This window comes from Mastigocoleus sp. MO_188.B34 (genome assembly GCF_030065675.1).
GTDB lineage: Bacteria > Cyanobacteriota > Cyanobacteriia > Cyanobacteriales > Nostocaceae > Mastigocoleus.
Window position 1 is genome coordinate 22988 of sequence record NZ_JASJDK010000014.1, and the last position, 26524, is coordinate 49511.

A 26524-nucleotide genomic window follows, 5' to 3' on the forward strand; every position below is an offset into this window, starting at 1 on the left:
AAATATCTCAACTTAAATATCTCAACTCAAATATTCTAGTTTAAATGTTCTAGTTAGTAAAAATAAAGTCTGAATAATTACAGATTAATAACAAATCATCAACAGCTATCTTTACATAAAGAGAAGCTAAACTTTATTAGTATTTTATCTAAATGTAGAAATGACAAAATAAATCAGAAAGCTCAGATATATAAAAATATAAATTAAATGTTTACTATTAAAAAGTTAAGATATATCATTAATCCTTTCATGGGATTGCTAGTTATTCTCATTTCATTTGGTTTAATCTTTCTAGATCTTAATTGGGCAAACAATAAACCCAAAGTAACCTTACCAAACAACCCCATCATTATTGAAAACCAAAAAATCGGTAGTGATAACTGGCACTTAACTAACCCCGCTACCAACCATGAAATAGAAGGTTATGCCTCCCTAACAAGCGTAAATCGTGCTTCACAGATTGAGCTTTTTGTCAATACACAGGATCCAGCTTATACTATTGAGATTTTTCGGATGGGGTGGTATGGCGGTAAAGGTGCAAGACAAGTAACACCTACAATTACTCGTAAAGGGATTGAACAACCAGCACCAATTGTTGATCGAGCAACTGGATTAATTGAATGTGACTGGTTGCAGCCTTATATTTTACACATACCCGAAAATCCTCAAGAATCTACAGAATGGACAAGTGGTGTTTATTTAGCTAAGTTGACTGGTAGTAAAACTGGTAAGCAAAGCTACATAAACTTTGTGGTTCGCGACGATAAGCGAAGTTCTGACATTTTGTTTCAAACTAGCGTCACAACTTATCAAGCCTATAACAATTGGGGTGGTATGTCCCTTTACCGTTGGAACTCCAAAGGAAAGCAAGCTACTAAAGTTTCTTTCAATCGTCCTTATGCTACAAGTCCAAACGAAGCAGCTGCTTATGGAGTAGGTGCGGGCGAATTTCTCACAAACTTTCAACCCCAACGTCGAACTTCTAATGCAGCTTGGGAATATAATATGGTACGCTGGTTAGAAAGATCTGGTTATGATGTTAGTTACTGCACAGACATAGATACCCACGAAAATCATCGAGTTGTTAGAGAAGGAAAACGGATACTTTCAATGCATAAAGCTTTCTTTTCCGTTGGACACGATGAATATTGGTCTTGGCAAATGCGACACAATATCGAAGTTGCCAAGGATAAAGGTTTGAGTTTAGGGTTTTTTTCTGCTAATACTTGCTATTGGCAAATTCGCTTCGAGCCAAGCAAAATTACTAAAGATATTAATCGTACCATAGTTTCGTACAAAGAAGGTGCTGCTTTAGACCCATTTACGAGAGATAACAATTTAGATAATGATTATTTAATTACAACTCGTTGGCGAAACCAGCCTTTGAATCGTCCCGAAGATGCTTTGATAGGGGTTATGTACGAAACATTTCAAGTAAATGCAGATATTATCATCAATCAAAATGCGCCGGAATGGGCGATCGCCAACACTCAGCTAAAGCCAAATAATCTTCAAATATCTCAGAAAGAATTACACACTCAACACTCTCAAGAGAATCAACTACCTCAAAAAATAAAACTCAAAGGACTTTTGGGATATGAGGTAGACAGGATGTTCGGTAATGCTCCTGCAGATACTGTAGTTATTGCCCATTCTCCATATACCTATAAGGGTAATACTAGGTATGCAGATATGACAGTTTATCAAGCGGAATCTGGCGCAACAGTATTTGCGACTGGTTCCATGCAATGGAGTTGGGGACTGGATGATTATAATGCACCAAATTTACGTCCATCTCTGATAAATCTTGACGCGCAGCAAATTACCCGCAATGCGATCGAGCGAATGATTGATTAACTGATTGGTTAATTATATGGGTAAGTTTAATCTTAACTTTTTTGTCTCTTTCTTGTCACTTTTGCGTCCTCAATTTGTTACTGAACTATCCTTACTATTATCAAAGATAAACAACGTAAATCTCAGTACACAATCGTAATTGAGGCAGAGGTGTTCAATGATAATTCCGATTAACTTTTTATCAAAATTAGAATTACTTGCACCCATACGTAGTTGGCTAGACAACTTGGAGATTGATAATCCTCAATTAGCTCACCGATTATGTAATCTTATTCCATCCACATGTCCATTTGAACGTGAAATTAAACTACTTCCTCAAGTCGTTATTTATATACCACCTCTATGTAAAATTAATCCTTTTTACGAAGAGTTAGTAAGTTTACGTTTTAGGGCTTTATCTTATCTAGCAGATGAGTGTGGTTTGGATATCAATTCTTACGTGTAATTATCTTACGTGTAATTATCTTTCGTTTAATTACCACAGGTCACCATAATTTGCTCATAGCTGAAGTCACAGCACCGACAAGGAAAGAGTAACCTGAATTCTCAAATCAATTTATAGTTCAAATTTGTAAATTAACAAACAGAACTTTAAATCTCCTAAGCTTTTTATAGCTTTCTTTTGAACTCACCTCAAAACTTAAAACACATAGAAACAAGCCACTTTCCTATTTAGTTATGGCTTTATAATTTATATAATTGTTTTTTAAGTTGAGTTTTAGAATTTCGAGGTTAACACAAATAACTAATCTCAATATTCTTTGTAGATTATTTCTTTTCTTTCTTATTAGGACTTTTGCCGTAAGTTTACTCTGAAAGTTTACCTAGAAGTTTAAAAACTTGAGCTTATTCTGGAATACAGGTACATTTGCTTGAAGAGCGCAAACAAAAAGTATCTCTTCAGCAAAAACTTTAATACTGCTGCTTAAGTTTTAAAAATATGGCATTTCAAAGATAGAGAAAATTACTAAACTAGCGGTAGATATACATTAAATCTACTACCAATCCCAACTTTACTATCCACCTCAATTTTTCCTTTATGTCCTTTCACGATTGCTTGAACGATAGATAGTCCCAATCCTAAGCCATTTTTATCGTAGCTCCGAGCGTTCTCTGCTCGCCAAAAACGCTGAAAAATGTAAGGGATATACTCTTGCGGTATACCAACTCCAGAATCTTCAACGCGAACAACAGCAAACTTTTTGTGCTTTTCAAGAAATACTTTAACTATTCCACCACTTGTGGTGTATTTGATCGCATTTTCCAGTAGATTGGAGAACAAACGTTTTAACTGGTGAGAATCACCTTTGATAGATACATCAGGGGACAAATGAAATTCAAAACCCAATTCCTTGTTGTAAGCTTGAGTTTCAAAGTTGTCGGCGATATCTTCAAGTATCTCATCAAGAGGAATAGTGGGATACTCTAAGGCTGAAGGACGAGTTTGGGAATCTGTTTGCGATAGAAAGCGTAAATCTTCCATCAGGTGTTTAATTTGCTCGCTAGCACTACTAATGGTTGAAATCTTTTTAACGAAATCAGAGGGTAATTCCTCTGAATGACTTTCCATTAGTTGAACGGTAGTGATCACAGCAGTGAGAGGATTACTTATTTCATGGGAAACATCAGCAGTAAACTGTCTTAAATGCTGGTAACTTTTCTTGATTGGTCTAACTACTACAATTGTCAGTACTCCACTAGCAATGCTAATTAAAATAAGGGCTGTCATACCGCCTATTTTTAAGCCCAACTGTAGTTGATCTAATCTTGAAGCTAAAGCCTTGTTGGATTCACTCGCACGAATATAGCCTTCCAAGTTAAGGGTTTTCTGATCTTCACTATCAGCATACACAGCAATAGACACAGAAGTTAGTTTCCCATCTTTTTGAATTAGAGGAGAGCCTTCGTGGATACGAACAGGAACAGAATTTTTAACTAATGGAATATCAGGGAAATCTCCTCCTTCACGGGCTAAAAGCTTTCCATCAGCATCAAACCACTCTAAACTTTGACCTTTTTCAAAAAGACTACGCCAAGGAAGATCTCTTTGCAAAGACTCATTCCCTTTGTTCTTTATTCTATCCAAACTGGGAACAGCAGCTTGAGCCAATGTCTGTAGATGTTCGTTTCGGTCTTTTTGTAAGGATCTGTGAAACACACTGTAAACTGCAACTGCTGATATCCCAAATATGGCTGACATTGCTACGATATACGCAATCCAAAGACGCCATGACAAAGAATTAGATACTTTGTTTTCCATGGTTTTTAAAACGTTAGCCCAAGCCATAAGACCTCGTTACACTACACGATGATTAGATACTCCAGTTATCTACAAGAATTGTACGACTTTTTAGCTAATAAAGGAGTAATAAATTATTACAGTATTAGTTATTTCACGTAAACAAATAAGAGTTTCTAATTGGACTGTTTTACTGAGATTAAGCCATCAAAGTTCATGTATTAATTGTATTTCCATGAATTCTAAAAATTAATATCTTATAAACATGAAATATCTTTTTAATTTAACAAAAAGTTGTCTTTCATACATTTCTTCTGTACTGTGATATTCCAAATCCTTACTTTAGAATTAAATACAAAAACAAATTATACTCAAATGATCTAAATACCTTATCATCAACACAAAGTTTCTTTTGATACTTAATCCTTTTGCTTATTATGTTTCTATTTTGAACTTCAAATTTATGAATGTAATCTTGCTTTCATTTTTTAGTGATCGCTAACTACTAAAAATAAGTTTCAGGTAAAAACAATTCGTCTTTTGTCAATCCCAATAGTGGCTTTTTTGTTATATTTTCGATGAATTTTACCTCGATATATTTAAATTTAAGATTTAAAATTTCGATTTCAAAAAATAACATTAGAAAATTAAAATTCATGTAATCCCAATCAAAGCTGCTTAGAATTGCGTTTTCATTATTGTTTAGTTATAATTTTTCCCCGTTTTTAAAATTTTTTGTCATAGAAATTACATAAAAGTAATAAAATACAATTCTTGAGTATTGTACTTTGATTCATCAACTTTGAATTCGAGCAGATAATTGGCTAACAATATTATATAAAATCGTTTGACCATCATATCTTTAGCTAGAGTCTTACTGAATATTTCAAGCTTTAATTTGAACAAACCTCAATCCAATACTAACTACCTGCAAATATGAAAAATAATTTGATTTACAATGCTTCTGGGTTTATTCAAACAAAAAATGCTGATTACTCGGCAGAAAATATAACTTCAATACTCCCAAACTTTACTTTCAAAAGTCGCTGCTAAAATTGAAAATTTTAAAATCTTCAAATCTAAAATATTTTAATATTGAAAAAAGAGCAAAAAAAATCCCTACAAAGGGAATAAAGTAATATGAAATTAAAACATTATATATGATTGACGTTATGAAACTGAATAATCAGATATCACATATGTCCGAATAATCAGATAAGTCTTAAGAATAAGCTTTTAGACGATAACCAAAACCATAAACCGTATCTAAAAAGTCATTACTTGCACCAGCTGATTTAAGCTTTTGTCTTAATCGCTTAACTAAAGCTTTGACAGCACCCTCTGTCGGTGGCTCATCAAAAGACCATAAATTCTCTAGTATCGCACTACGACTTAAAACTCTATGACCGGAGCGTACTAATAATTCCAACAAGCGATATTCTTTCGGCGTTAAAGAAAGTGGCTTTTCTTCATAAACTGCCTGACAGAGGTTAGGATCTACCTGCAAATTACCCCACTCTAAAACTGTCGATAATGGGTTACTTCCCCGACGTAATAAGGCACGGATACGAGCTGACAACTCTTGCAAATTATATGGTTTGACCACATAATCATCGGCACCTGCATCCAAACCCGTAACCTTATCTGCTGCAGTATCACGTGCTGTCAACATCATCACAGGCATTCTATAACCTTGAGAACGCAATTGCTGACATAAATTAATTCCATCAAGCTTAGGCAATGTTACGTCTAACAACAATAAGTCATATGAAAAAGCCTTAACGAATTCCCAGCCTTTTTGTCCATCAGTAGCTACATCGACTTGGTAATGTTGTTCGGCAAGTGCTGCTGTAAGCGACTGAGCAACGCAACAATCATCTTCTGCTAGCAATATTTTCATAGTTAATAAATATCTTGATCGTCAACATTTCAAAAAACAAGATGCAGATAGCTGATTTAATGTGTGGCTCTGCAAATCAAATTGGTGCAATTGAAAACTAGATAGACTCCTGCAAAACTCAATATATATAACGATTTTGGAATTGATTTAGCGATTAAACGCTTATTCACATCAGTAACATTACAATCAATAGTTTTTGTAATTTTATTCCTTAGGACACTTTTCTAACCGTACATACTTTAATTTTTGGAAATCAAAGGTCTACAAGTTGAGGTTTACAAGGGTAGTTATAAACGTTAACAGAAAACTTGTCTTGTAGTACTTCAAGTTTTAGCCTTGGCGTAGCAAACTAATTATTTTCCCATCTTAAAAATAGGTCTAAACCAGATAAATATCCACATATCAATACAGATTTCAGGCGAACACCACTGATTTGCTCAAAAAAATAAAGTTTTTATTCACCACGTTTTTAACTGCCTGACGACATATCACCATTTGTTTTTTATTGGTTTAGATATGTCCATCTGCCTTGTGTCAAAGGTGTTTAGCCGCTAAATCAAAGAATCCAAACCTAGTATTCAATAATTTAAGATTCACGTATCATACTCTGAGTCAATATATTAATAATTGTTTTTTGTTATGGAAACTATATGTATTTTCTTGATAAGTTTTGAGAAATAATAAGCGAAACGAGTTACTTTATATAAATCATGTGAAAATCTTGGCGTTGTTCTCAAAATAAAGAAAATTGCGCATTGGTTTTCGAGCAGCATTTTAGCAATTGCCTAACTCTGCTATAAATTCTACTGTGTCTAACTATATATATGACACTTTAGATACTGTCTATAGTTGTTGAAACTAAATTCAATAATGGATTGAACAGACCATATATAGTAGATATAAGTTTAGGTTTGTTGAGCTTTAGCGACAACTTTACATATGAACGTTAACATTGCTTATATTCACCCTCCGGTTAGGAAATGCATACATATTAAAGTCAAAGTCAAATGCTTATTAGTCACTTGAAAATTGACAGCATATATATCTAAATTCAGAGAAACTTTTGACGATAATGCAAATCAAGCCGTAGGGTAATAATAGTTAATGACAGGCATAAAAGCGATTTTGAAAATATCTAGCTTCCAAAAATTAGCGCTAAGTTGTTGGAGTATTCAACAAAATGTCTGAGAGAAAAAAAAATCTTGGTGTAAAACAAATTCTTTGTCGCGATGACGACGAAATTATAAAAATAAATGGCAGAATTGCTGAATATCTGTCAATGACAGGGATTTAAATTGATTAATGTCAGTTAAAATTATGCCGACGTTCTCATTTTTTTATATCTTTGTCCCGTTTTTGTCACCTTTTGGGTATTTAAATATAACAGGCAAGTACAAGTAAATTTTATGATTGACTTTCCTCCGGGGAAAGTATTTTACTCGTACTTCAAAATTAGAATTGCTCGAGGTATATTTTTTTTTGATTCTCAGTGATTTTAACCTTGAGACAAATACTAATTTTGCAACGGCTGCAGAACCCCAAATTTTTGGGAGGCAAAGAGATTTTGACATGAATAGTATGATTGCACTGAGTCATGACCAGTACAACGTTCGTATTCAAGCCAATCTCCGTGCTTATTGTAGTACGGAAATCAAAGAACCAATAGTAGATTCTACTGCTTACATTCATCCCTTAGCTGCTCTAAACGGTAACGTTTTGTTCGGCAAACAGTTAATGGTTCAACCTAATCCATCTTTACTAGGTGATGAAGTTGAACTAATGTGGATCGGTAATGATGTAAACATGCGAGACTGTGTTTTAATTCATGGTGTACTAAAAAGTTACCAAAATGGTGAGTTTCTTAAAGAAGCTGTAGTGAAAGCTAAGGGGAAACTTGATGGAGTTTATACCGACAAAACTGTTTCCCTAGCTCATCAATGTCAAGCACTCGTCCGAGCTAAGTTTGGCCATTATAGCTTTGTTGGAATGCAGTCTACACGAGAAAAATCCGATAGTCTGTCTGTGATCGCTAGTACTTATCCTGTCAATAGTCTGAATAATGCAGTAGTAGGTGCAAATCAAGAATTAGCTATTGGTTACCAACACAAAGAAAATCAAACTGCTCAAGCAGCTTAAACAGGACTTCTGTTGTTTCTGATTGTTGGTTAAATGGAGTGACGTCAGTCTGTCAAAATCTCTTCAAACTGAATTGTAGAGACAAATAGCAGCAGCAATCAAATTTTCTGCACTAAAAGCTAAAGACCTAAAATCTAGGTTTATAGCGGGTCCATACATTAGGAAGAAGATATCATGACAGTTCCCAGGTTAAGAGTCATCAATAGCAGCTATTTTCTACAGTTTGTACTCGGTCTGAACCTGAGAGTTAAGGTAAAGTTCAGATTTTAGCGATCCCTGTTATTCCTATGGAAAACATAACTACCAACAAAGAATTACCGGTATCGATAGATTAATATCTATCAAAACTTTTTATTTCATCACCGTCCAAATTAATCTACCAGCCGAGTTACAGGTTTAATTGTGGTGTTCGGGATGCTTCTTACCATTTGAATTATTAGTTCAATCCGTTCAAAAGTCAGGATGTTATTGATTGATTCCACGGGAGTTTTCTCATGACTTCTAGTCCTCCTAAGAAGCAGGCATATTTGATTGGAAAAGTCAAAGAATATTTCAGTTTTACAACTCGCAGGATTGTTCGAACTCCGGAACGTTCTCTGGAGAAAGCATACGAGTGTGCTTTAAAAATCAAGGATTTAGAAGACGAATACTTTTACGGTGAAACAATTACTTCTGATGCAGTTTCAGAAAGTACTGTTTTATCCTCGGTAATACGAGCAGATGTTGATAAGCATTTAACAATTGCGAAACTGAGATTAGCTGAATTTAAAGCTAGTAGTTTTGTTCTTGGCGAATTAGATCGTCAGAACATTTCTAAATTAAAGGTGGTTGAAGAAGTTATCGCTAGATACAAGGCTAGTGATTCCCAATCATCAGCTGCAATAGTACCCCTCTTGAGTGGATCTTCTAGTACCTCTTCTATAAGTGGTGAATTTTCTTCTCTAGATGAGTTGGATACAGCAGGGGATTTTCAAAGTTCGTTAGGTAGAACATCATTAGGTAGAACGATTAGCAAATTGAAAACTGATTTTAATCCCAAAGCCGAAGAGAACTATATTAGAACTTTTCGTAGTTCTAAAGCTAAGAGCAGAATCGCCCTGAGGTTTGCAATTATCTTAATAGTTGTACCTCTGATTGCACAGCATGTATCTAAGCAATTTATTATTAGCCCGATAGTCTCGGAATTCAGAGAAAGCAATAACGCTTCACCTTTCCTTCACAATGAAATGAAGGAAGAAGCCTTCAAAGAGTTGAATACTTATAAGGAAACTTTAGAGTTTCAGCATTTTGTTACCAAATCTCCTGAACTTTCTGAAGAAGCTATCGAAGAGAAATTAGTAGAGAAAGCAGAAGAACTGAATGAAGAGTTCCGTGAGAAAAGTAACAGTGCTGTCAGTAATGTATTTGCTGATATATTCGCACTTTTTGTTTTTGGGATAGTGGCGTTAGTTAGACGGAAAGATTTTATAGTTCTTAAATCTTTTCTTGACGATCTTGTTTACGGTTTAAGCGATACAGCAAAAGCCTTTATTTTAATCCTATTCACTGATATTTTTGTAGGATTCCACTCTCCACACGGATGGGATGTACTACTTGAAGGAATCGCAGGTCATTTGGGTGTGGAACCAAATAAAAGTGCAATTAATATTTTCATCGCGACCTTCCCGGTTATCTTGGATACGATATTCAAATATTGGGTATTCAGATATTTGAGTCGAATTTCTCCATCTGCAGTTGCAACCCTCAAGGATATGAATGAATAATTGATTTATTTTTCATTCGGCAAGGAAATTATTTGTCTCTAAAATTGAACATACATAACTTAGAGATAACAAGTATGTAAAAATTTTCTCTTGAATTGATACATTTACTAACCTGAGTGTAATAAAATTTTTTAAAGTGACGAAGGTTAGCAGATGGTCGCACCACTGAGAAAAAATAATCCTCGCCAAGTTCCTAAACCTAAGAAGAATGTTTTGCCTGCTTCTTATTCTAGAAGCAGTTCTTCTTTTGGGGTGAAAAAAAGATTTTGGCAAAGGTCATTCAAGGAAAAATTTCGTCTTTATACAGGGGAACACTTACGTGGGTTACAGATTAGCTTGCGCTTAGCAGGAACTGTCATTCCTGCAATTCTTCCATTGGTTGTCTTATCCTGTATATATGGATTAATAATTTCTATCATTCATCACTTTGCCCAAACTTCGATTTTTAGTGACAGTGATGTTTTTCGCAATATTGTAGTTAGCTTAAATATTGTTTTGAGTTTACTACTAGCTTTCCGTACTAATACCGCCCATGATCGTTTTTGGGAAGGAAGAAAATTATGGGGAGGCTTGGTTAACACTTCCCGAAATCTAGCTCGTGGAATTTCTATCTATAATTGAAGAAGATAATCTTGAAGATAAGGCGAGCAAAGAAGCAACCATTAAACTTGTGGCAGCTTTTAGCGTAGCAACTAAACTCCATTTGCTAGGCGAAGCTATAAATAAGGAATTGGCTTAGTTAATATCTTCTGTTCAATATAAGAATCTTAAAGGAAGTAATCATCCACCTTTAGAAATAACATTGTGGATAAGTAATTACTTACAAGAGCAATTACGGCGCGAACGTATAAATGTCTTTCAGGCAAGTAGTCTCCACGATTTTATAAATAAAATTGTGGATATTTTAGGTGGTTGCGAACGAATATTGAAAACTCCTGTTCCACTATTTTACACTCTTACTCTTAGATATTTGTTAACCGTTTACTTTTTGTTACTCCCTTGGCAGTTAGTGCAGGGTCTGAGTTGGTGGACAGTTCCAGTTCTTGGTGCTATTAGCTTTATCTTACTAGGTATTAATGAGATTGGCTCAGAAATTGAGGAGCCATTTGGACGCGATCCCAACGATCTACCACTGGATTTCATTTGCGACACTATTAGACGCAACGTTGAAGATATTATTAGAAACTCTGCAGATAACTTTGCAAATAGAAATCATTGTTCTTTACAAGACTCAGATCGCGTTGCTTAAATTCTTAACTTTTGCCATCAAATTAAATTATTCTTCTAGGGGAGGTTATTTGATACTTCTCTATTTTTTTGGTTTTATTTTCAGGAGTTAGAATATGAACTGCGGTTTGCGCACTCTTTCAGAACGTTCACCGGAAGGTGCGGGCTAACACGCTGCGCCAACAGGAATTGGGATTCAGAAATCAGGAATGGAATAATATTTGCAGCTAGGTTTTGTTTTTTAGATATACCTGATTTGAAAATTGATTCAAAAGTAATCTGCTATTAGCAGCAGCATAAGACAGCGCGCTGACCTATAGATTAATAACCAAAATCTGATGTACTGATTCTAAATAATACAATATCTTAAAATAACGTAACTAATTTATTAGAATATTTTTTGTCCATAATATGCTTATTCTTGCAATAATCAGATCGAAAAAATATTTGACAAACAATGTAGAGTAAGCAACTCTGAAAATAAATATTGCTATTTAACAAAATAAATTTAAAAACTATCTCTATTTATACAATCAAACAAATCTCTCACATAATGTTTACAATTCAAAATATCTACATTTACATGTTATTTGTCTATATAATATATAGTAATAAAAAATGATTTTTCTTGATTAAAAACGCTCAAAATGTATGTAAAGTGATACTTCTGGAATAAGAAAGAAGAAAAACACAGGAAAATATTTTGTTAATATTCATAATTTTTAAGAAATGATTAGAATATTTTACTAGTAAAAAAAAATGTGTTTTAAGTAAATAAAAGACCAGACTGTAAGATAAATCGGATATGAAGATTATTGTAATAAAAGCAACTTTTTTAACGGATAAAAGCATACTGCAATGCCGAGAATAATGAGGTTAATAAAAGATGACCTTTATGCATGTAGTTTTAGAATTCATTCTTCAAAAATTTCCTTGGTGGGGAGTTTGTCATTTTCAATTCGACCCTCAAACTAGAACAATTTATATACATTGTCAAAATCCAGATAAACGAGCACTGATACTTAAGGACGCTCAAATGCTAGCTAACTTGGATATTGGGATAAAACGCTTTATTGTTGTACATCCTAGTTATTCGGACATTACTATCCCCCATATCCCACGTAAGATGATGTAGTTGTGAAATGGGGACTATATGTTTCTTGGGAGATACTCTTGAGAAATAATCTTGAGGCGTTCAATGAAACGTCTCAAGATTACTTTTGTAAAGTAAGCAAAATTGGTAACAATTAGAAATGTAGTAAAATTCGTATTCCCCATCCCGACCGATTTATATGTCTAATCAATTATGGATTGCAGTTACTTTTGTTGCTTTTTTACTATTATTTACTTTAATTGGAATCTATTCAGCCACCCGCAAACAAGATACAACAGCTGATTACTTGCTTGCCAATAGAAATGTTAATCCTTGGTTGACAGCACTCTCAGCTATGGCTACAGGTCAAAGTGGATTTTTGTTTATTGGTCAAGTTGGTTTTGCTTATAATTCTGGAATTTCGGCAATTTGGCTGACAATTGGTTGGGCGATCGGTGATTATTTAGCATGGTGGTTATTTTTTCGCGATTTAAGAGAAGTTTCTGAAAAAACTTCGTCGGAGACAGTTTCAGCTTTTTTGGGTGACGGTATTGGTAATAATCGCTGGGTTACCATAATTTCAGCATTAATAACCATTGCTTTCTTAGGTACCTATGCTGCAGCACAGTTAGTTGCAGGGAGCAAGGCTTTAAATGTTTTATTTGGTTGGAATTACTATTTAGGTGTGATTATCGGGACGATAATTGTTGTCATCTATTGTTTTTCTGGTGGTATTCGCGCTTCAATTTGGACAGATGCAGCACAAGCAATTGTGATGATTGGTTCTTTATTATTACTTTTGATAGTTGCGATCGCTAACATTGGTGGTATAAGAGAATTGTGGGATGGATTGCAATCGATAGATCCTGGACTAGTAAGTTTCAATCCTCCCAAATTACCCCTTGGTTTTGTACCATTTTTATTAGGGTGGATAGTTGCAGGATTTGGTGTAGTAGGTCAGCCTCATATTATGGTAAGGGCAATGGCGATCGACTCTGCTGAAAATGTTGCTTTTGCTCGTAATGTCAAAACTGTCGCTGGTTTAGTAACTTCTTTCAGTGCTATTTTCATTGGTTTAACTGCAAGAATTCTTTTACCCCAGTTGAGCGATATTGAATTAGCATTACCACAATTAGCATTGAGCTTATTACCAAAAGTATTTGTGGGGTTAATGCTAGCAGGATTGTTTTCTGCAACTATGTCCACCGCAGACTCACAAATCCTTTCATGTTCTGCAGCCCTTACCCAGGATATTTTTCCCCAGTTTGCGAAGTCTTACAAGTTAGCAAAATTAGGAACTTTAAGTGTAACTGCAATTATTCTGACTATCGCTTTAGCAGAAAACAGCAATGTATTTGCTTTGGTAATTTTCTCTTGGTCGGTACTCGCTTCAGCTTTGGGACCTTTGTTAATAGTAAAGGTATGGCAAAAACCGGTCAATACTCCTGTTGCTTTATTGATGATGGGTATGGGTATTATCTCGGTTATATTTTGGAACTTAAATTTTAAAGCTGCAACTGGAATATCTGAAGTTTTTCCTGGGATGTTAGCTGGAATTTTAGTATATTGGGCTGGTCAATTTTTTATAGATCGAACAAGTTCTGCGAAGAGTTAGTTGTTTTTAATCCGATAGCGATTGGGAAAAACAATTTAACAGTCTTCACTATCCCCTTAAAAACAAAATATGCTTATTTAAGCAATATACCCGTTGCTATAACTAGGTCATAACTCAAAGAACTGTTACATCATCAATATCTGCGTCTTTATTGGGTTATGACAGAATAAGGCATCATAAAGGATGGGAAGCTGGGGAATTAATATGGAAAGCTTTGACGATTACCACTTTGAAAATGCAGAGCAATTTCGCAAATTACAATCTCACCTAGGGGAACGCTGGAAAACAATCGAGTTATTTGACAAAAGCGATGCAGATATTTTGGTTGTACCTTCCATAAGCATAGACCAGCGAGAACTCAAAAAAGTTGAAGGTTGCGAGCATTATGAAGAGAGACTATTATTTTCCTTGATTAGGTTGCGAAATCCCCGAAATCGCTTGATTTATGTCACATCAGTACCTTTGCATCCCAGTATAATTGATTATTATTTGCAATTACTGCCAGGAATCCCATTTTCCCACGCTCGCAACCGTTTGTTATTACTTTCTACCTATGATGCTTCCCTTAAACCCTTAACTCAAAAAATTTTGGAGCGTCCCCGTTTAATCGAACGTATTGGTCAAGCGTTGAGATTAGATAAATCCTTTATGATTTGTTACAATGCCACCAGTTTAGAATCAGATCTATCATTAAAGTTAGGCGTACCTTTATATGCTGCTGCACCAGATTTACAAATTTGGGGGACAAAAAGTGGTAGCAGAAAAATTTTTGCTGAAAGTGGAGTTCCCCATCCCGATGGAAGCGAACGAGTTTGGGATAAAAAGGATTTAGCAAAAGTTGCAGCTCAGTTATGGGAACGTCAACCAGATTTAAGACGGATGGTAATTAAACTCAATGAAGGTTTTTCCGGGGAAGGAAATGCTTTACTAGATCTCAAACCAATTATTGATTTTGCACCTCCCAATGCTTCCCATCGTCAAAGAGTTACAGCTATAGGTAAAAGTTTTCCTGAATTACGCTTTCAAGCTACACAAGAAACCTGGGAAAATTTTTCCGGAAAAATTGCTGAGATGGGAGCAATTGTTGAAGCTTTTGTCGAAGGGAAAGTTAAGCGATCACCGAGCGTCCAAGGAAGAGTTACACCCACTGGAGAAGTGGAGATTATTTCAACTCACGATCAGATTTTAGGTGGTCCAGATGGTCAAATATATCTTGGTTGTACTTTTCCCGCAGATGAAGCTTATCGATTGCATTTACAGGATTTGGGGTTAAAAGTCGGCAAACAATTAGCCCAAAAAGGAGCTTTGGAAAGATATAGTTTAGATTTCATTGCTGTAGAGCAAGATGGAGGAAAATGGGATATTCAAGCAATTGAAATTAATCTACGTAAGGGCGGAACAACCCATCCATTCATGACCTTGAAGTTATTAACCACGGGTCGTTATGACCTTTCTACAGGTTTATTTTATTCACAGCAAGGACAGCCAAAATATTATATTGCCACCGATAACTTACAAAAAGACCGCTATCAAGGACTTTTACCTAATGATTTAATGGATATTATTGCCCATCATAGATTACATTTTGACACCGGTACTGAAACAGGTACGGTATTTCACTTGATGGGATGTCTATCTCAGTTTGGAAAATTAGGATTAACAAGTATTGGTGATTCTTCCCAACAAGCAGAAGATATTTACAACAAAGTCATCAAAGTTCTTGATGAAGAAACCCGCAATTACGATAGCGAGTCTGACTCAAACTTATTGTTTTCGTCTTTTCCTCACCGTTGGGATGGATATAGTTTTTGAGCGCAGGGAACGGGGAACAGGGAAGAAGTAATAAGTAATGAGTAATGTTAGCGCCTAGCGGTAGCGTACCGGATCCGTAGGTAGCAGTTCCGTAGGTAGCGCAGCTATAGCTAGAGCCTGCAGCGTCGGCGAAGCCTCTAGGTATTGCGGGACGCGACCTAGCGTAAGCGTACTGTAAGTATTGCGCACAGTAATGAGTAATTTATTACTTTTAATTCCTGACTTCTGATTTCTGACTTCTGATTTCTGACTTCTGACTCCTGACTCCTGATTTCTGATAACTGAATTAATGTGTACAATCAATTCAGAAAATATTCTGGTTTAGGGTTGTGCCCAACACTAACAAAAGTACAATTCACTGCGTAAATCCTGAGTGTCCCCGTCCTTATCCGCAAATTTGGGGAGATCGCTTTTGTAGCAGTTGTGGCGCGCCCTTACAACTTTTAAATCGCTTTATACCCCTGCGACGTTTGGGTTCGGGAGGATTTGCACAAATTTATACAGTATGGGATAGAGAAACCCAAACAGAAAAAGTATTAAAAGTATTGGTTGAAGATTCTCCCAAAGCACGGGAATTGTTTGCTCAAGAAGCTTCAGTTTTAATTAGCTTGCGTCATCCTGGCGTTCCCAAAGTAGAGCGGAGTGGTTATTTTCACAGAAACTGGACTGGTAGTAAAGGACCACAAAATTTACCTTGCTTGGTTATGGAAAAAATCGAGGGTCAAACTCTTGAACGGGTCAAACAACAGTACCCCAATGGTTGTCCCCCAGATTTAGTCTTAGATTGGTTAACCCAAGCTATAGAAATTTTAGGACATTTACACCAACGTAAAATTATTCATCGCGATATTAAACCTTCTAATTTAATGTTGCGAAATTCTTCACCTTCTCCTGTGATGGGTAAATATGCTTTGGGTTCTCAGTTGGTACTAATCGATTTTGGTGGGGTAAAACAATTTGAGAACCCCTCATCTCCTCAACCACGCTCTACTAGATTATTTTCCTCTGGTTATAGCCCCCCAGAACAAATAGTTGGTGGTAATGTTGAACCTGCTGCTGATTTTTATGCTTTGGGTCGGACAATGATTGAATTACTGACCGCACAAAGTCCCCAAGAACTTGAAGACCCAGTAAAGCATAAATTAAATTGGCGCAACTTAGTTGATATTAATCCTTATCTGGGAGATTTATTAGATGAGATGACAGATGAAGATGCGCGATCGCGTCCGGGAAGTGTTGCAATTATCAAAAAACGCTTGGCAAAGATTTTTCAGTTATCTCTTAACTCTATTCCTACTTCCCCAAGTCAAAACAATCCTACAACTAACGTTAATAATCAACCGACTTCTAACCCTAGGGTCAATCCTAAAACATCAACTCCCAAAATTCCTGTTAATTTCAGTATTCCTGTTACTTTTCCACCCAAATACAGTGAATTAATATCTAGGATTGAAGAGAAATTTAACAGCATCTGGACTAATACAACTACGATAGTCAATCAAACGACTACTTCTACTTTCAAATTCATCCTTAACTTTTTGAAATCTTGTTTCAATACAGTTTGGTCGATGTGTTTAACAGGAATAGGTGCTTTGCTGGGTACAATTGCTGGATTCATCTTGGCATATCGAACCATTTGGGGATTAAGATTTGCAGAATTTATATCCTTGGGACTACCATATATCACTTCTCATCCGGAAAAAATAAATGGTGCAACAATGATTTTCTTTGCTATAACAGGTCTGGGAACAGCTTGGGGGCTAACAACTGCAGGATGTTTTGGTCAGCGAAGGCGTTATTTTCTCTCAGCTTTAACAGGTCTGATTGGTTATAGTTTAGGTTGGGTCGTTTTGCAGGTGGTTACTCCTACAAGTAATGGTGAAGGACTGATTGGATTTATTCTAGTTGCAGTTTCTCTTCTGGCTCTTGGTTTGGGATTTCGCAGTCATAATGTAGTTTATGCAATTACTACTGCTTTTGGTACAGCCGTTCCAATTGCCGTTTTAATCCAATTTGGCTCTTTTCCCAGCGATTTGTTCCAATTCAATCTAATTCCTCAATGGTTTGAGTTATTAGTGCCTCTAATATTTTTTGTTTTAGTAGGTATTTTATCAAGTTTATTTTTAGGAATAACTTACTACATAATAGTGCCAGGATTAAAGCTTTTAGGATGGAATTCTTAGTACTATTATTTATCTAAACTTAGTAGCCAGTTCCTAACAAATATTAATTCACAGTAAATAATTACTTGATTTTCAAAAATAAAGCTTAATAATAACTAAAAATTGGTATTTTTCACTTTATTTTTGGTAACTTTTTATTTTAAGATAGCTTACTAGTCTTAAATTATTTTCTCCGAAACTATTTTCTACACCTAGAATTTTCATTAATTCTAATTAAATTTTAAATCCCCCTAGCCTTTGCTTATATGAGGCCCAGGGGGATTAGATATTTGGTTGACTATAGAGTTTCTGTATATCTTATGATGTTCTTATTATAGGATATTTATTCGATCCTTGACTATATTAGATGCCATAATTTATCTTAATTTAACACCTAGTTTATATCTACTTCATTTAGCAAGTAATTTTACTATAAGTAATTATAGCGTAAACAAATAAATATAGTAGCAGTTAGATTTTATGTCCATAGTGTAATGCCAACTCAATCTGTAGTTTGCCAATTTTTCATTACTTCTTCATACTGACTTCATTACTGTCATTTGCTTGGGCGATCGTATATTTTAAGTACGGCTGTAAAAGCTCATGTAAGTTTTCATTATTTGACATAAAACTGCTTGACATAAATTAAAGATGAAACAAAAAATTTTTGGTGTTGGACTCCTAAGTTTGGCTTTGATATTTGGGTTGGGACAGAAAGCAATGGCATTTAATCCACAGGATGTGGAGCAGCTAAAAGCTTCTAATACCTGTCCACGTTGCGATCTGACCGGAGCAGACTTAACACAGCAAGATTTAAATGGAGCAAATTTGCGAGATGCAAATCTTATGGATGCTAATTTATCTGGAAGTAATTTGGGAGGTGCGGATTTAACAGGAGCAATATTGGAGGGAGCAATATTAGATGGAGCAGATCTTAGCAATGCTTCTTTGACTGGTGCAGTTCTCAAATCAGCATCTTTACAAAATACAGATTTAAGCTTTGCTGGTTTGCTGGGGGCTAATTTAGAAGGTGCGAACTTTAAAGGCGCAAACTTTCTCCTGACTAACTTTAGGGGAGCGCATTTCCGTTTGACAACTATGCCTACAGGATTAGTCACTTCAGATAAACCCTATGCATGGGCTTTGCAGGAAGAGTTGGAAGAATTAAATAAATCTCGGAAAAATAAAAAATAAAATAGAAACTAATAACCTTTAACAGTTGACTGTTTTGCCCCTAACGAATGAGTTGGCGATCGCATAAAACAGTTAACTGTTAACTATTGAATATCAAATGTATACAAAATAACAATTGAATCTTAAGTTGAATATAAAATGTAAAGCTAACTCTATCATGGAAAAATCTACCTTAATTAATTACACATGCTTAGCCGAATCAAAGACATCGCAACAAAAATATCACCCCGTTTGCTGGAAATTCGTCGCCATATCCACTCACATCCAGAATTGAGCGGTCAAGAGTATCAAACGGCTGCTTTTGTTGCTGGTGTTTTGTCTTCTACTGGTCTACATGTCGAAGAAGGTATCGGTAAAACAGGTGTAATTGGGGAGTTGAAAGGTAACGGTAATTCCAAACGAACTTTGGCGATTCGTACGGATATGGATGCTTTACCCATTAAAGAACGCACTGGTTTGGATTTTGCTTCCCGTAACGAAGGTATAATGCACGCTTGCGGTCATGACGTACATACAACCGTTGGCTTGGGAACAGCCATGATACTTGCTGAAATGACCCAACATTTATCAGGGAATGTCCGGTTTTTATTTCAACCAGCAGAAGAAATTGCCCAAGGTGCTAATTGGATGGTACAAGATGGAGCAATGAATGATGTTTCTGCTATTTTGGGAGTCCATGTTTTTCCTTCAATTGCTGGCGGTTCTATTGGATTGCGCTATGGTGCGCTAACTGCAGCAGCAGATGAACTAGAGATAATTATTCTTGGTGAATCGGGTCACGGTGCTCGTCCCCATGAAGCAATAGATGCAATTTGGATTGCTTCTCAGGTCATTACAACATTACAACAAGCAATTAGCCGTACCCAAAATCCTTTACGCCCAGTGGTATTAAGTATTGGACAAATTAATGGTGGTATAGCACCAAACGTTATTGCTGATCAAGTTACTTTAATGGGAACTGTGCGATCGCTTCATCCAGAAACTCGCCAACAACTCCCCAAATGGATCGAAGAAATTGTCGGTAATGTTTGTCAAGCCTATGGTGCAAAGTATCAGGTTGATTACCGCCAGGGCGTACCCAGCGTTCAAAATGACTATGGCATAACTCAAATATTACAATCTGCAGGTGAAGAAGCTTGGGGAAGCGATCGCATTCAGGTTTTACCAGAACCTTCCTTAGGTGCAGAAGACTTCTCTGTTTATTTACAGCATGCTCCAGGTTCAATGTTTCGCTTGGGTGTAGGATTCAAAGACCGAGAAATCAATCATCCTTTACATCACCCCCAATTTGAAGTTGATGAATCGGCGATTATTACTGGAGTTGTAACCTTAGCATATACCGCTTACAAATATTGGGATTAACATTCCCCATTAGGATTAACATTCCGTTAACCTAAGCCGGAAGGTCACCCTTCCGACTCGGCTTCAGAACCGGACATGAAAGTTTGCCCTTCATCCGGCTCCTCTCCAAGTTGACCCTTGTCATGGGTACTAAGCTGAGTTGAAAGTTTGCCTATCTCACCATGTATCTGGTCGTGACAATGTAGGTGGACAGCAACTAAATTTTCAAATCGGTTGTCCCTATGATTTCCATTTTTATGATGGATTTCTATTAGATCTTCCGGATGAAAATTTAGTCCACATTCGGCACATTTCCCCTTCTGTTTCTTAATGGTTATGGTTACCTTTTTAGAAATTCCAGGGTATTCACCTTTACGCTTACTCCAATACGTCCAGTTCCCATCAAAAGGTGATGCTTCACCTTTGACTTTAATGTGTCGAGTAATTTTTGTGTTGGAGTGTTTGGGTAGAATAAGTTCATTACCAAAAGTCCAATTATTGTGTTTTTGGATGTGCCAATATTTTCTGGCAATCCATTTACCCGATTTTTTGGGATGTCTGAATTTTGCCCATCCTCGAAATAATTTCCAAAATAATTTATGGTCTAGCTGTGAAAATATTTCCTTACTACATACACGGGAGTAGTAATTACACCAGCCAGTTATTATTGGAATAAGTTGTGAGATTAATTCATCTTGAGTAGCACTGCGGCATTGAGTAATTTTCTTTGCCAAATTGCGATAATGAATTTTCACTTTATCCTTGGATGGTCTGACGATGGTTTTAAAACCTGTTTTGACTCCATTATTCCTTCCGCAATTGTTTTTCCCAACTGGATAGGAGCGGATATTAAATCCGAGGAAGTCAAATCCTGGTTCACAGTTACTTTCAATTTTGTTGAGAGTGTGAGTGATTCGGGTCTTGCTAGGTTTTAATTCTAGGTCTAACTGTGCTAGCCATTGGGAAGCTATTTCCTTACATCTTTCTAAGGCTTGTTTATTGGGGTGCAAAATCACAAAATCGTCTGCATACCTTATGAATTGGGGTTTCCACAAATGCCATTTGCCGTCGATTTTCATCTTGGCAGGAAATGCATTAGATATTGTGGTTTCTAAACCATGAAGTGCAATATTCGCCAATAAAGGCGAAATACATCCGCCTTGCGGCGTTCCCTCTTCTGTAGGAAAGAGATTTCCTTGGTCTATTACTCCAGATTTAAGCCAGTTACGAATAACTCGTTCAAATGTGGGAAATGTGTTTAACTTCTCAAGTAGCTTTTGGTGATTGATTTTATCAAAACATTTTGCAATATCTGCGTCTAAAACATACTTGGCTTTTTGGCAGACTGCTGTAAAAATTGCTTCGATAGCATCTTGACAAGAACGGCCAGGGCGAAAACCAAAAGAACGGGGTTCAAACTTAGCTTCCCATTCTGGTTCTAATGCCAGTTTTAGGAGCGTTTGAGTTGCCCTATCTTTCATGACTGGAATTCCTAGGGGACGTTTTTCCTCTTTGCCGGGTTTAGGTATCCAAACCCGTCTGGTGGGTAAACCACTGGATTTGATTTCCAGTTCTTTAACCATTTTTAACCGTTTCTTGGCAGTGAGTGATTTCACTCCGTCTACTCCGGCTGTCTTCTTCCCTTGGTTTTCTTGAGTCACTCGCCTAACCGCAAGACACCTTGCATACCAGGATTTCGCCAGAAGTCTTTGCAAGCGGTGGACTTTTTTAATATTTCCACTCAGCGAAGCTTGATAGATTCTTTTTTGGAGTTTGAATACTTTAACCTGAATTTTCTTCCAGGGTAAATTCTTCCATTCATACCTAATCGTTAGCGATTGGCTCATGACATTTAGCTCTAATCATTGACTCTATCTTTCAACTTGCAGTGATTACGTCGGCTTATCCTTAAAGTTACTTAAGGCATTTGCTTCTTAATCAATCCTTTCCTCTAATTGCATCCGGTTGATACCTACTCAAAATAATCGACCATTGTTTTGAGAGCAAAGTAGAGGGTTGTCCCGTTCCTGTTATTCATTTGACGTTGATGTTAGGATGCCACTGTCCGCCGAGTTACACTGTGAGGATGAGAGTCACTAATCGCGTATTAGCAACCTCGGGTAACTGTTACCATTTTGGTCTGGCTTGTCAGTCTCATTTAGCCAGTTAACTTTTACGACAGATTAATGTGACTTCACTTACGTTATCCAATAACCAACTATGTTAGATGGGATTCTGAGCGAGACTTTCAGTTACCACCGTTTATCCCCGCTTCATCCGTTTGATAATCAGTCGCTCGGATGGGGATATACTGTCATCTTGTCATCACAAGAGGTAGGAATTACACCTACATGAATAACAAGTTGTCAAGGTACAGATGGAGTGTAAAACATTCCTTGTGTACGACTTGCCGCCAATCCTTGAGTATTGTTACTCATTTCTGGCGAACGGGTCGCACCCGCAATGAAATTACGGGGATTCTTGGTTCTTAGAGGATACTTGCTCAACTGCGCTGCGCTTCTTGGTGCTGCGCGGATGAGCCAGGTTTACACCCTTACGGGTTCAGCAGTCGCTCATGGGGGAAACCCCCAAGAGCGGGCTCTTCACCAGACTGAGTACAGGTCATAATATCGCGTCTCTACAAAGAAATTTAGGCTTATCTGAACCGTATTGACATATAGTCAATGCGTAAGTCCTGTTTAGTCAAGAAAATCGACAATCGATCACCAATAAGTTTAATAATGAATTGTGGAAGTATTGAAACTTAACAAACTGACATGATGAAATACTGGCGGGTGTTTTTTGCTTTTGTTTTAGCTTTGGCTGTTTTGTTCCATCCTTTATCAGCAGAAGCTGCAAATAAGCGTGTAGCGGGTAAACGTGCAGTAGCAAATAAAGATTTCTCAAATAAAACTTTAATCGCTTCTGAATTCACCAAATTGAATTTAGAGAATAGTAATTTTAGTAATTCCGATTTACGGGGTGCTGTTTTCAACGGTTCGACACTAGCAGGAGCCAATCTTCATGGTGCAGATTTGAGTGATGGTATCGCTTACTTAGTGGATTTTAAAGGTGCGGATCTCAGCGATGCAAACTTAACAGAAGCAATGATGTTATATTCTACCTTTGATGATGTAGATATCACAGGTGCTGATTTCACAAATGCTGTTTTAGATGGTTTTCAAATAAAAAAACTCTGCGCAGTTGCAAGTGGAGTTAATTCTAAAACAGGTATTTCAACTCGCAAGTCTCTAGAGTGTGACTAACTTCGCGGCTAGTATAGCGGTTTTCATTTGAATCAAATACATTTTTAAATTCCCAAATGTAGAGACGTAAAATTTTACGTCTCTACGAGGTTTACTATACTCAACCGAAAACGCTATATTTACCTATCCATAGCTTACTTTTAATCGCAAACACAGTTATTACTTTTAATTCTCCAGTATGGGAAAGTTAAATCATTCCTTTCCCTTTTATCAGTTAACAGTTACCAGTTACCAGTTTATGGCTAACGCCACGCCCTTACGGGCTACAGTTACCAATTACCAATTACCATATGACGCTTACGCGTCACGCCTTGCTAACATAGCGCCAGCGATGCGGGCGTATACCAATTACCAATTACCAATTATTATTTCAAACCTTTGCAGGAACGTTCAATGGCATCTCTAATAAAGTTATATGCATCAACAAAAGTTCTAAAGGATTGACGTGAGAAAATTCGTTCTTGAAGTAGTGTACCTGCAGCTTCATTACGAATCCGATCCAATTCAATTAAAAGTAAATCAGGTTTTTCTCCACTATCCAATCGATTCAGTAATGCTTTGAGCTGATTTACATAACTCGAAACAATTTTTCGTTGACGTTCTTCAACTGCTCGATCAATAGTCTCCCTAGCAGATTTATAAGCTTCACTGAATACCCGAAAACCCGACTGGGATATCTCTTCAATATCAAGGGAATAACTAGCCCTTTGAAATTCCTGATTGAGTTTTTCTTGACGTCCAAATAAATCTTCAAGGGATCGGGTTATCTCAACAACTGTAGAATTACTTGCTTGATTTTTGGAATTAAGTTTCATTAACTGAACGACTTTTTCGATGTAGCGATCGACTTTTTCATTTGCTTCACATTCTATCCGTCGATCGCGCCACACTTTTATCCTTAACAACCACGAACCAACTAACAAAGCAATGGTTAATAACAATCCCAAAAAATCAGCATTTTCTTGAATAAAGGAAGGATCGTTACGGTCATAGTAAATGAGAGCACCTTTATGAATTTGCACATTGCTATTATCTTCTGGTCGTTCGAAGCGATTAACTAAAGGATAAATGGTTTCTGGATCAAAAGTCTGGGGGGAACCATAACGCTCTTGAGCGATTGCTTGAATTTCTTTTTTTATCTCCTGACGATACTCACTCAAAATAGTTACTATCTTTTCAACAACCCAGTCAGGTACATCTCTTCTAGATAACAAAGTTCTTTGTACTGCGATTGTTTCTAAATCCACTTCTGGAGCAGCAGGTGAACCTCGATAAACTCCCTCAGGAATTATTGAAGGTGAATAAGCAGGATATTTTGTTTGCTGAATAGCATTAACTTGTTCGATCGGTACTAATTTCCAACCACTAGCGATCAGCTTACGAATTTGCTCGTTACCAAGAACGCGGACGCGAAATACAGCATCTGCGTTTTTTGGGTCGGAATCTATAAAGTTAAAATTAATTTTAAAGTGCTTATTTGCAATATTTTCAAAAGATTTACGTTGTCCTCCTCCTTTAGGTGTTTCAACTGTTTTACTTCTTAAACTACCAATATTAAAATTTTCTATTTGTTGAGGTAAGGAAATTTTTTGAGGATTAACAAGTAAATGAAAATGGTCTTGATAAAGATTAGTTAGAACCCGTGCATCCGAACCAGGATAAATATCAGCTTGAGCAGTTGCTAAATGGGCTTTGAGATATTGTGTTGATGCTCCTGATAAACATGTAGCTTTTGTTGTTAACCTCTCAGCTCTAAGGCTCTTAATGTTATCCCCTGTTCCGTCTGTTTCACAAACATCAATTTTGATATTGCTATTTTGTCGAGCAACTCTCGCGATCGCCGAACTGAGAATATAACTTTCTCCTGTCTTTTTTCCTGCAGTTAAAATAATTTTGTAAGGTAAAAGGTTGCGTCGAACCTGTACAAACCCAACTACAACGATAGAAAGAAAAATAAAGACTCCAAATCCACTCAGAATATATTTTTCTACTCTGTACCGCGTGAAATTTTGCAAGCTTCCTTGAATATTCTTAATAATTGACATACCTGCTGTTGCTGAGTGAAGTATCAATCAATATGCATGCTGATAATGAATACAATCTAAAAAATTGCATTCCTAAATTTCAAGGTAAAATCTTACAAATTGCTAAGGCTTAACTTAGTTTATAAAAAGGTTAATTAGCAGATTCGCTAATCCCTAATCCCTAATCCCTATATGACACTATCGTGTCACGCTACCACTAACGCCAATCGCCAATCCCCAATCGCCAATCCCCAATCCCCAACTCAATGTTCAAACAAATCTTTAAACTGTAATAAATCTAAGGTAACTATAGTAGGTAAGCATTCAAAACATTTTTGAGCGAGTTCCAATCTTTCCTCTCTTTGCAACCTAGTTATAAGTTTTTGGCGTAGACTAACCAAATAACGGACATCATTCGCAGCGTAACTTAACTGTGCTTCCGATAGATTATCAGCGTTACCCCAATCAGAACTTTGGGAACTTTTATCTAATTCCACCTGTTCCAATTCCATTACTAACTCTTTTAGTCCATGACGTGGTGTGTATGTACGGACTAACTTACTCGCAATTTTGGTGCAAAATACAGGTTGGACGTGAATATTCAGATAATGACGCAATGTTGCGATATCAAAACGGGCAAAGTGGAATATCTTAACTATATTTGTTGCTTCCAAAAGTTGTTTGAGATTAGGAGCTGTAGTTTGTCCTTTCGCAACTCGAACTACACTAACTTTTCCTTGCTCGTTGCATAGTTGTACTAAACATAAGCGATCGCGGTGGGGTAAAAGTCCCATAGTTTCCGTATCTACAGCTAAAGCCTCACCCTGTAAATAATTCGATAAAGTCGCTTCATCAATGTCGCGATCGCAAACCTGAAAATCCTGCAAATCCATAA

General features: G+C 36.5%; 20 protein-coding genes. 14 read left to right on the plus strand and 6 right to left on the minus strand.

What is annotated here, in order from left to right:
* Positions 1-207 precede the first annotated feature (207 nt).
* Together QNJ50_RS05330 and QNJ50_RS05335 are read left to right on the plus strand one after the other, a co-directional pair.
* On the plus strand, positions 208-1857 hold the full coding sequence (locus QNJ50_RS05330) for a N,N-dimethylformamidase beta subunit family domain-containing protein (protein ID WP_300632936.1): 1650 nt from the start codon (positions 208-210) through the stop codon (positions 1855-1857).
* A gap of 157 nt (positions 1858-2014) precedes the next feature.
* On the plus strand, positions 2015-2302 hold the full coding sequence (locus QNJ50_RS05335; RefSeq protein WP_300632937.1) for a Mo-dependent nitrogenase C-terminal domain-containing protein: 288 nt from the start codon (positions 2015-2017) through the stop codon (positions 2300-2302).
* A gap of 522 nt (positions 2303-2824) precedes the next feature.
* Here the strand turns inward: QNJ50_RS05335 and QNJ50_RS05340 are convergent.
* A complete protein-coding gene (locus QNJ50_RS05340; RefSeq protein ID WP_300632939.1) occupies positions 2825-4144 on the minus strand; it encodes a HAMP domain-containing sensor histidine kinase in 1320 nt (439 codons plus the stop codon).
* 1174 nt (positions 4145-5318) lie between these two features.
* Positions 5319-5996, minus strand: a complete 678-nt coding sequence (locus QNJ50_RS05345) for a response regulator transcription factor (RefSeq protein WP_300632941.1) — start codon at positions 5994-5996, stop codon at positions 5319-5321.
* 1569 nt (positions 5997-7565) lie between these two features.
* Between QNJ50_RS05345 and QNJ50_RS05350 the strand changes: the two genes are divergently transcribed.
* From QNJ50_RS05350 to QNJ50_RS05400, 11 genes are all read left to right on the plus strand, one after another.
* On the plus strand, positions 7566-8132 hold the full coding sequence (locus tag QNJ50_RS05350; protein WP_300632943.1) for a hypothetical protein: 567 nt from the start codon (positions 7566-7568) through the stop codon (positions 8130-8132).
* 494 nt (positions 8133-8626) lie between these two features.
* A complete protein-coding gene (locus QNJ50_RS05355) occupies positions 8627-9895 on the plus strand; it encodes a proton extrusion protein PcxA (protein WP_300632945.1) in 1269 nt (422 codons plus the stop codon).
* A 153-nt stretch (positions 9896-10048) separates the two neighbouring features.
* On the plus strand, positions 10049-10516 hold the full coding sequence (locus QNJ50_RS05360) for a bestrophin family ion channel (RefSeq protein ID WP_300632947.1): 468 nt from the start codon (positions 10049-10051) through the stop codon (positions 10514-10516).
* Positions 10494-10634: a hypothetical protein gene (locus QNJ50_RS05365; protein WP_300632949.1), complete on the plus strand. Its 141-nt coding sequence runs from the start codon at positions 10494-10496 to the stop codon at positions 10632-10634. The genes QNJ50_RS05360 and QNJ50_RS05365 overlap by 23 nt, the downstream gene beginning before the upstream one ends.
* A gap of 63 nt (positions 10635-10697) precedes the next feature.
* The gene (locus QNJ50_RS05370; protein WP_300632951.1) at positions 10698-11144 is read left to right on the plus strand and encodes a bestrophin family ion channel; all 447 of its coding nucleotides are present in this window, start codon (positions 10698-10700) and stop codon (positions 11142-11144) included.
* 864 nt (positions 11145-12008) lie between these two features.
* A complete protein-coding gene (locus QNJ50_RS05375; protein ID WP_300632953.1) occupies positions 12009-12257 on the plus strand; it encodes a hypothetical protein in 249 nt (82 codons plus the stop codon).
* Between the two features lie 157 nt (positions 12258-12414).
* Positions 12415-13830: a sodium/proline symporter gene (locus QNJ50_RS05380; protein ID WP_300632955.1), complete on the plus strand. Its 1416-nt coding sequence runs from the start codon at positions 12415-12417 to the stop codon at positions 13828-13830.
* Between the two features lie 204 nt (positions 13831-14034).
* Positions 14035-15642, plus strand: a complete 1608-nt coding sequence (locus tag QNJ50_RS05385; protein ID WP_300632957.1) for a peptide ligase PGM1-related protein — start codon at positions 14035-14037, stop codon at positions 15640-15642.
* A 329-nt stretch (positions 15643-15971) separates the two neighbouring features.
* A complete protein-coding gene (locus QNJ50_RS05390) occupies positions 15972-17825 on the plus strand; it encodes a protein kinase (protein WP_300632959.1) in 1854 nt (617 codons plus the stop codon).
* A gap of 630 nt (positions 17826-18455) precedes the next feature.
* Positions 18456-18998: a pentapeptide repeat-containing protein gene (locus QNJ50_RS05395; protein ID WP_300632961.1), complete on the plus strand. Its 543-nt coding sequence runs from the start codon at positions 18456-18458 to the stop codon at positions 18996-18998.
* A 186-nt stretch (positions 18999-19184) separates the two neighbouring features.
* Positions 19185-20360, plus strand: coding sequence for a M20 family metallopeptidase (locus QNJ50_RS05400; RefSeq protein WP_300632963.1), 1176 nt, complete (start codon positions 19185-19187; stop codon positions 20358-20360).
* 44 nt (positions 20361-20404) lie between these two features.
* Here QNJ50_RS05400 and ltrA read toward each other — a convergent pair whose 3' ends face one another.
* Together ltrA and QNJ50_RS05410 are read right to left on the minus strand one after the other, a co-directional pair.
* A complete protein-coding gene (gene ltrA / locus QNJ50_RS05405; protein ID WP_300632965.1) occupies positions 20405-22186 on the minus strand; it encodes a group II intron reverse transcriptase/maturase in 1782 nt (593 codons plus the stop codon).
* 519 nt (positions 22187-22705) lie between these two features.
* Entirely contained in the window at positions 22706-22846 is a 141-nt protein-coding gene (locus QNJ50_RS05410; protein WP_300632967.1) for a hypothetical protein, read from the minus strand.
* Between the two features lie 273 nt (positions 22847-23119).
* On the opposite strand from QNJ50_RS05410, the gene QNJ50_RS05415 reads away from it, so the two are divergent.
* Positions 23120-23605, plus strand: a complete 486-nt coding sequence (locus tag QNJ50_RS05415) for a pentapeptide repeat-containing protein (protein WP_300633005.1) — start codon at positions 23120-23122, stop codon at positions 23603-23605.
* A 365-nt stretch (positions 23606-23970) separates the two neighbouring features.
* On the opposite strand, the gene QNJ50_RS05420 is transcribed toward QNJ50_RS05415, so the two are convergent.
* Positions 23971-25650 (minus strand): TAXI family TRAP transporter solute-binding subunit, encoded by a 1680-nt coding sequence (locus QNJ50_RS05420; protein WP_300632969.1) that lies wholly within the window; start codon positions 25648-25650, stop codon positions 23971-23973.
* A gap of 242 nt (positions 25651-25892) precedes the next feature.
* The gene (locus tag QNJ50_RS05425) at positions 25893-26522 is read right to left on the minus strand and encodes a ribonuclease H-like domain-containing protein (RefSeq protein WP_300632971.1); all 630 of its coding nucleotides are present in this window, start codon (positions 26520-26522) and stop codon (positions 25893-25895) included.
* Positions 26523-26524 lie beyond the last annotated feature (2 nt).

Coding starts and splice junctions, on each gene's coding strand:
- QNJ50_RS05330 (WP_300632936.1), top strand. CDS start 208: ATGTTTACTATTAAAAAGTTAAGATATATCATTAATCCTTTCATGGGA.
- QNJ50_RS05400 (WP_300632963.1), top strand. CDS start 19,185: ATGCTTAGCCGAATCAAAGACATCGCAACAAAAATATCACCCCGTTTG.
- QNJ50_RS05420 (WP_300632969.1), bottom strand. CDS start 25,650: ATGTCAATTATTAAGAATATTCAAGGAAGCTTGCAAAATTTCACGCGG.
- QNJ50_RS05375 (WP_300632953.1), top strand. CDS start 12,009: ATGACCTTTATGCATGTAGTTTTAGAATTCATTCTTCAAAAATTTCCT.
- ltrA (WP_300632965.1), bottom strand. CDS start 22,186: ATGAGCCAATCGCTAACGATTAGGTATGAATGGAAGAATTTACCCTGG.
- QNJ50_RS05380 (WP_300632955.1), top strand. CDS start 12,415: ATGTCTAATCAATTATGGATTGCAGTTACTTTTGTTGCTTTTTTACTA.
- QNJ50_RS05385 (WP_300632957.1), top strand. CDS start 14,035: ATGGAAAGCTTTGACGATTACCACTTTGAAAATGCAGAGCAATTTCGC.
- QNJ50_RS05425 (WP_300632971.1), bottom strand. CDS start 26,522: ATGGATTTGCAGGATTTTCAGGTTTGCGATCGCGACATTGATGAAGCG.
- QNJ50_RS05415 (WP_300633005.1), top strand. CDS start 23,120: ATGAAATACTGGCGGGTGTTTTTTGCTTTTGTTTTAGCTTTGGCTGTT.
- QNJ50_RS05355 (WP_300632945.1), top strand. CDS start 8,627: ATGACTTCTAGTCCTCCTAAGAAGCAGGCATATTTGATTGGAAAAGTC.
- QNJ50_RS05360 (WP_300632947.1), top strand. CDS start 10,049: ATGGTCGCACCACTGAGAAAAAATAATCCTCGCCAAGTTCCTAAACCT.
- QNJ50_RS05395 (WP_300632961.1), top strand. CDS start 18,456: ATGAAACAAAAAATTTTTGGTGTTGGACTCCTAAGTTTGGCTTTGATA.
- QNJ50_RS05350 (WP_300632943.1), top strand. CDS start 7,566: ATGAATAGTATGATTGCACTGAGTCATGACCAGTACAACGTTCGTATT.
- QNJ50_RS05335 (WP_300632937.1), top strand. CDS start 2,015: ATGATAATTCCGATTAACTTTTTATCAAAATTAGAATTACTTGCACCC.
- QNJ50_RS05340 (WP_300632939.1), bottom strand. CDS start 4,144: ATGGCTTGGGCTAACGTTTTAAAAACCATGGAAAACAAAGTATCTAAT.
- QNJ50_RS05345 (WP_300632941.1), bottom strand. CDS start 5,996: ATGAAAATATTGCTAGCAGAAGATGATTGTTGCGTTGCTCAGTCGCTT.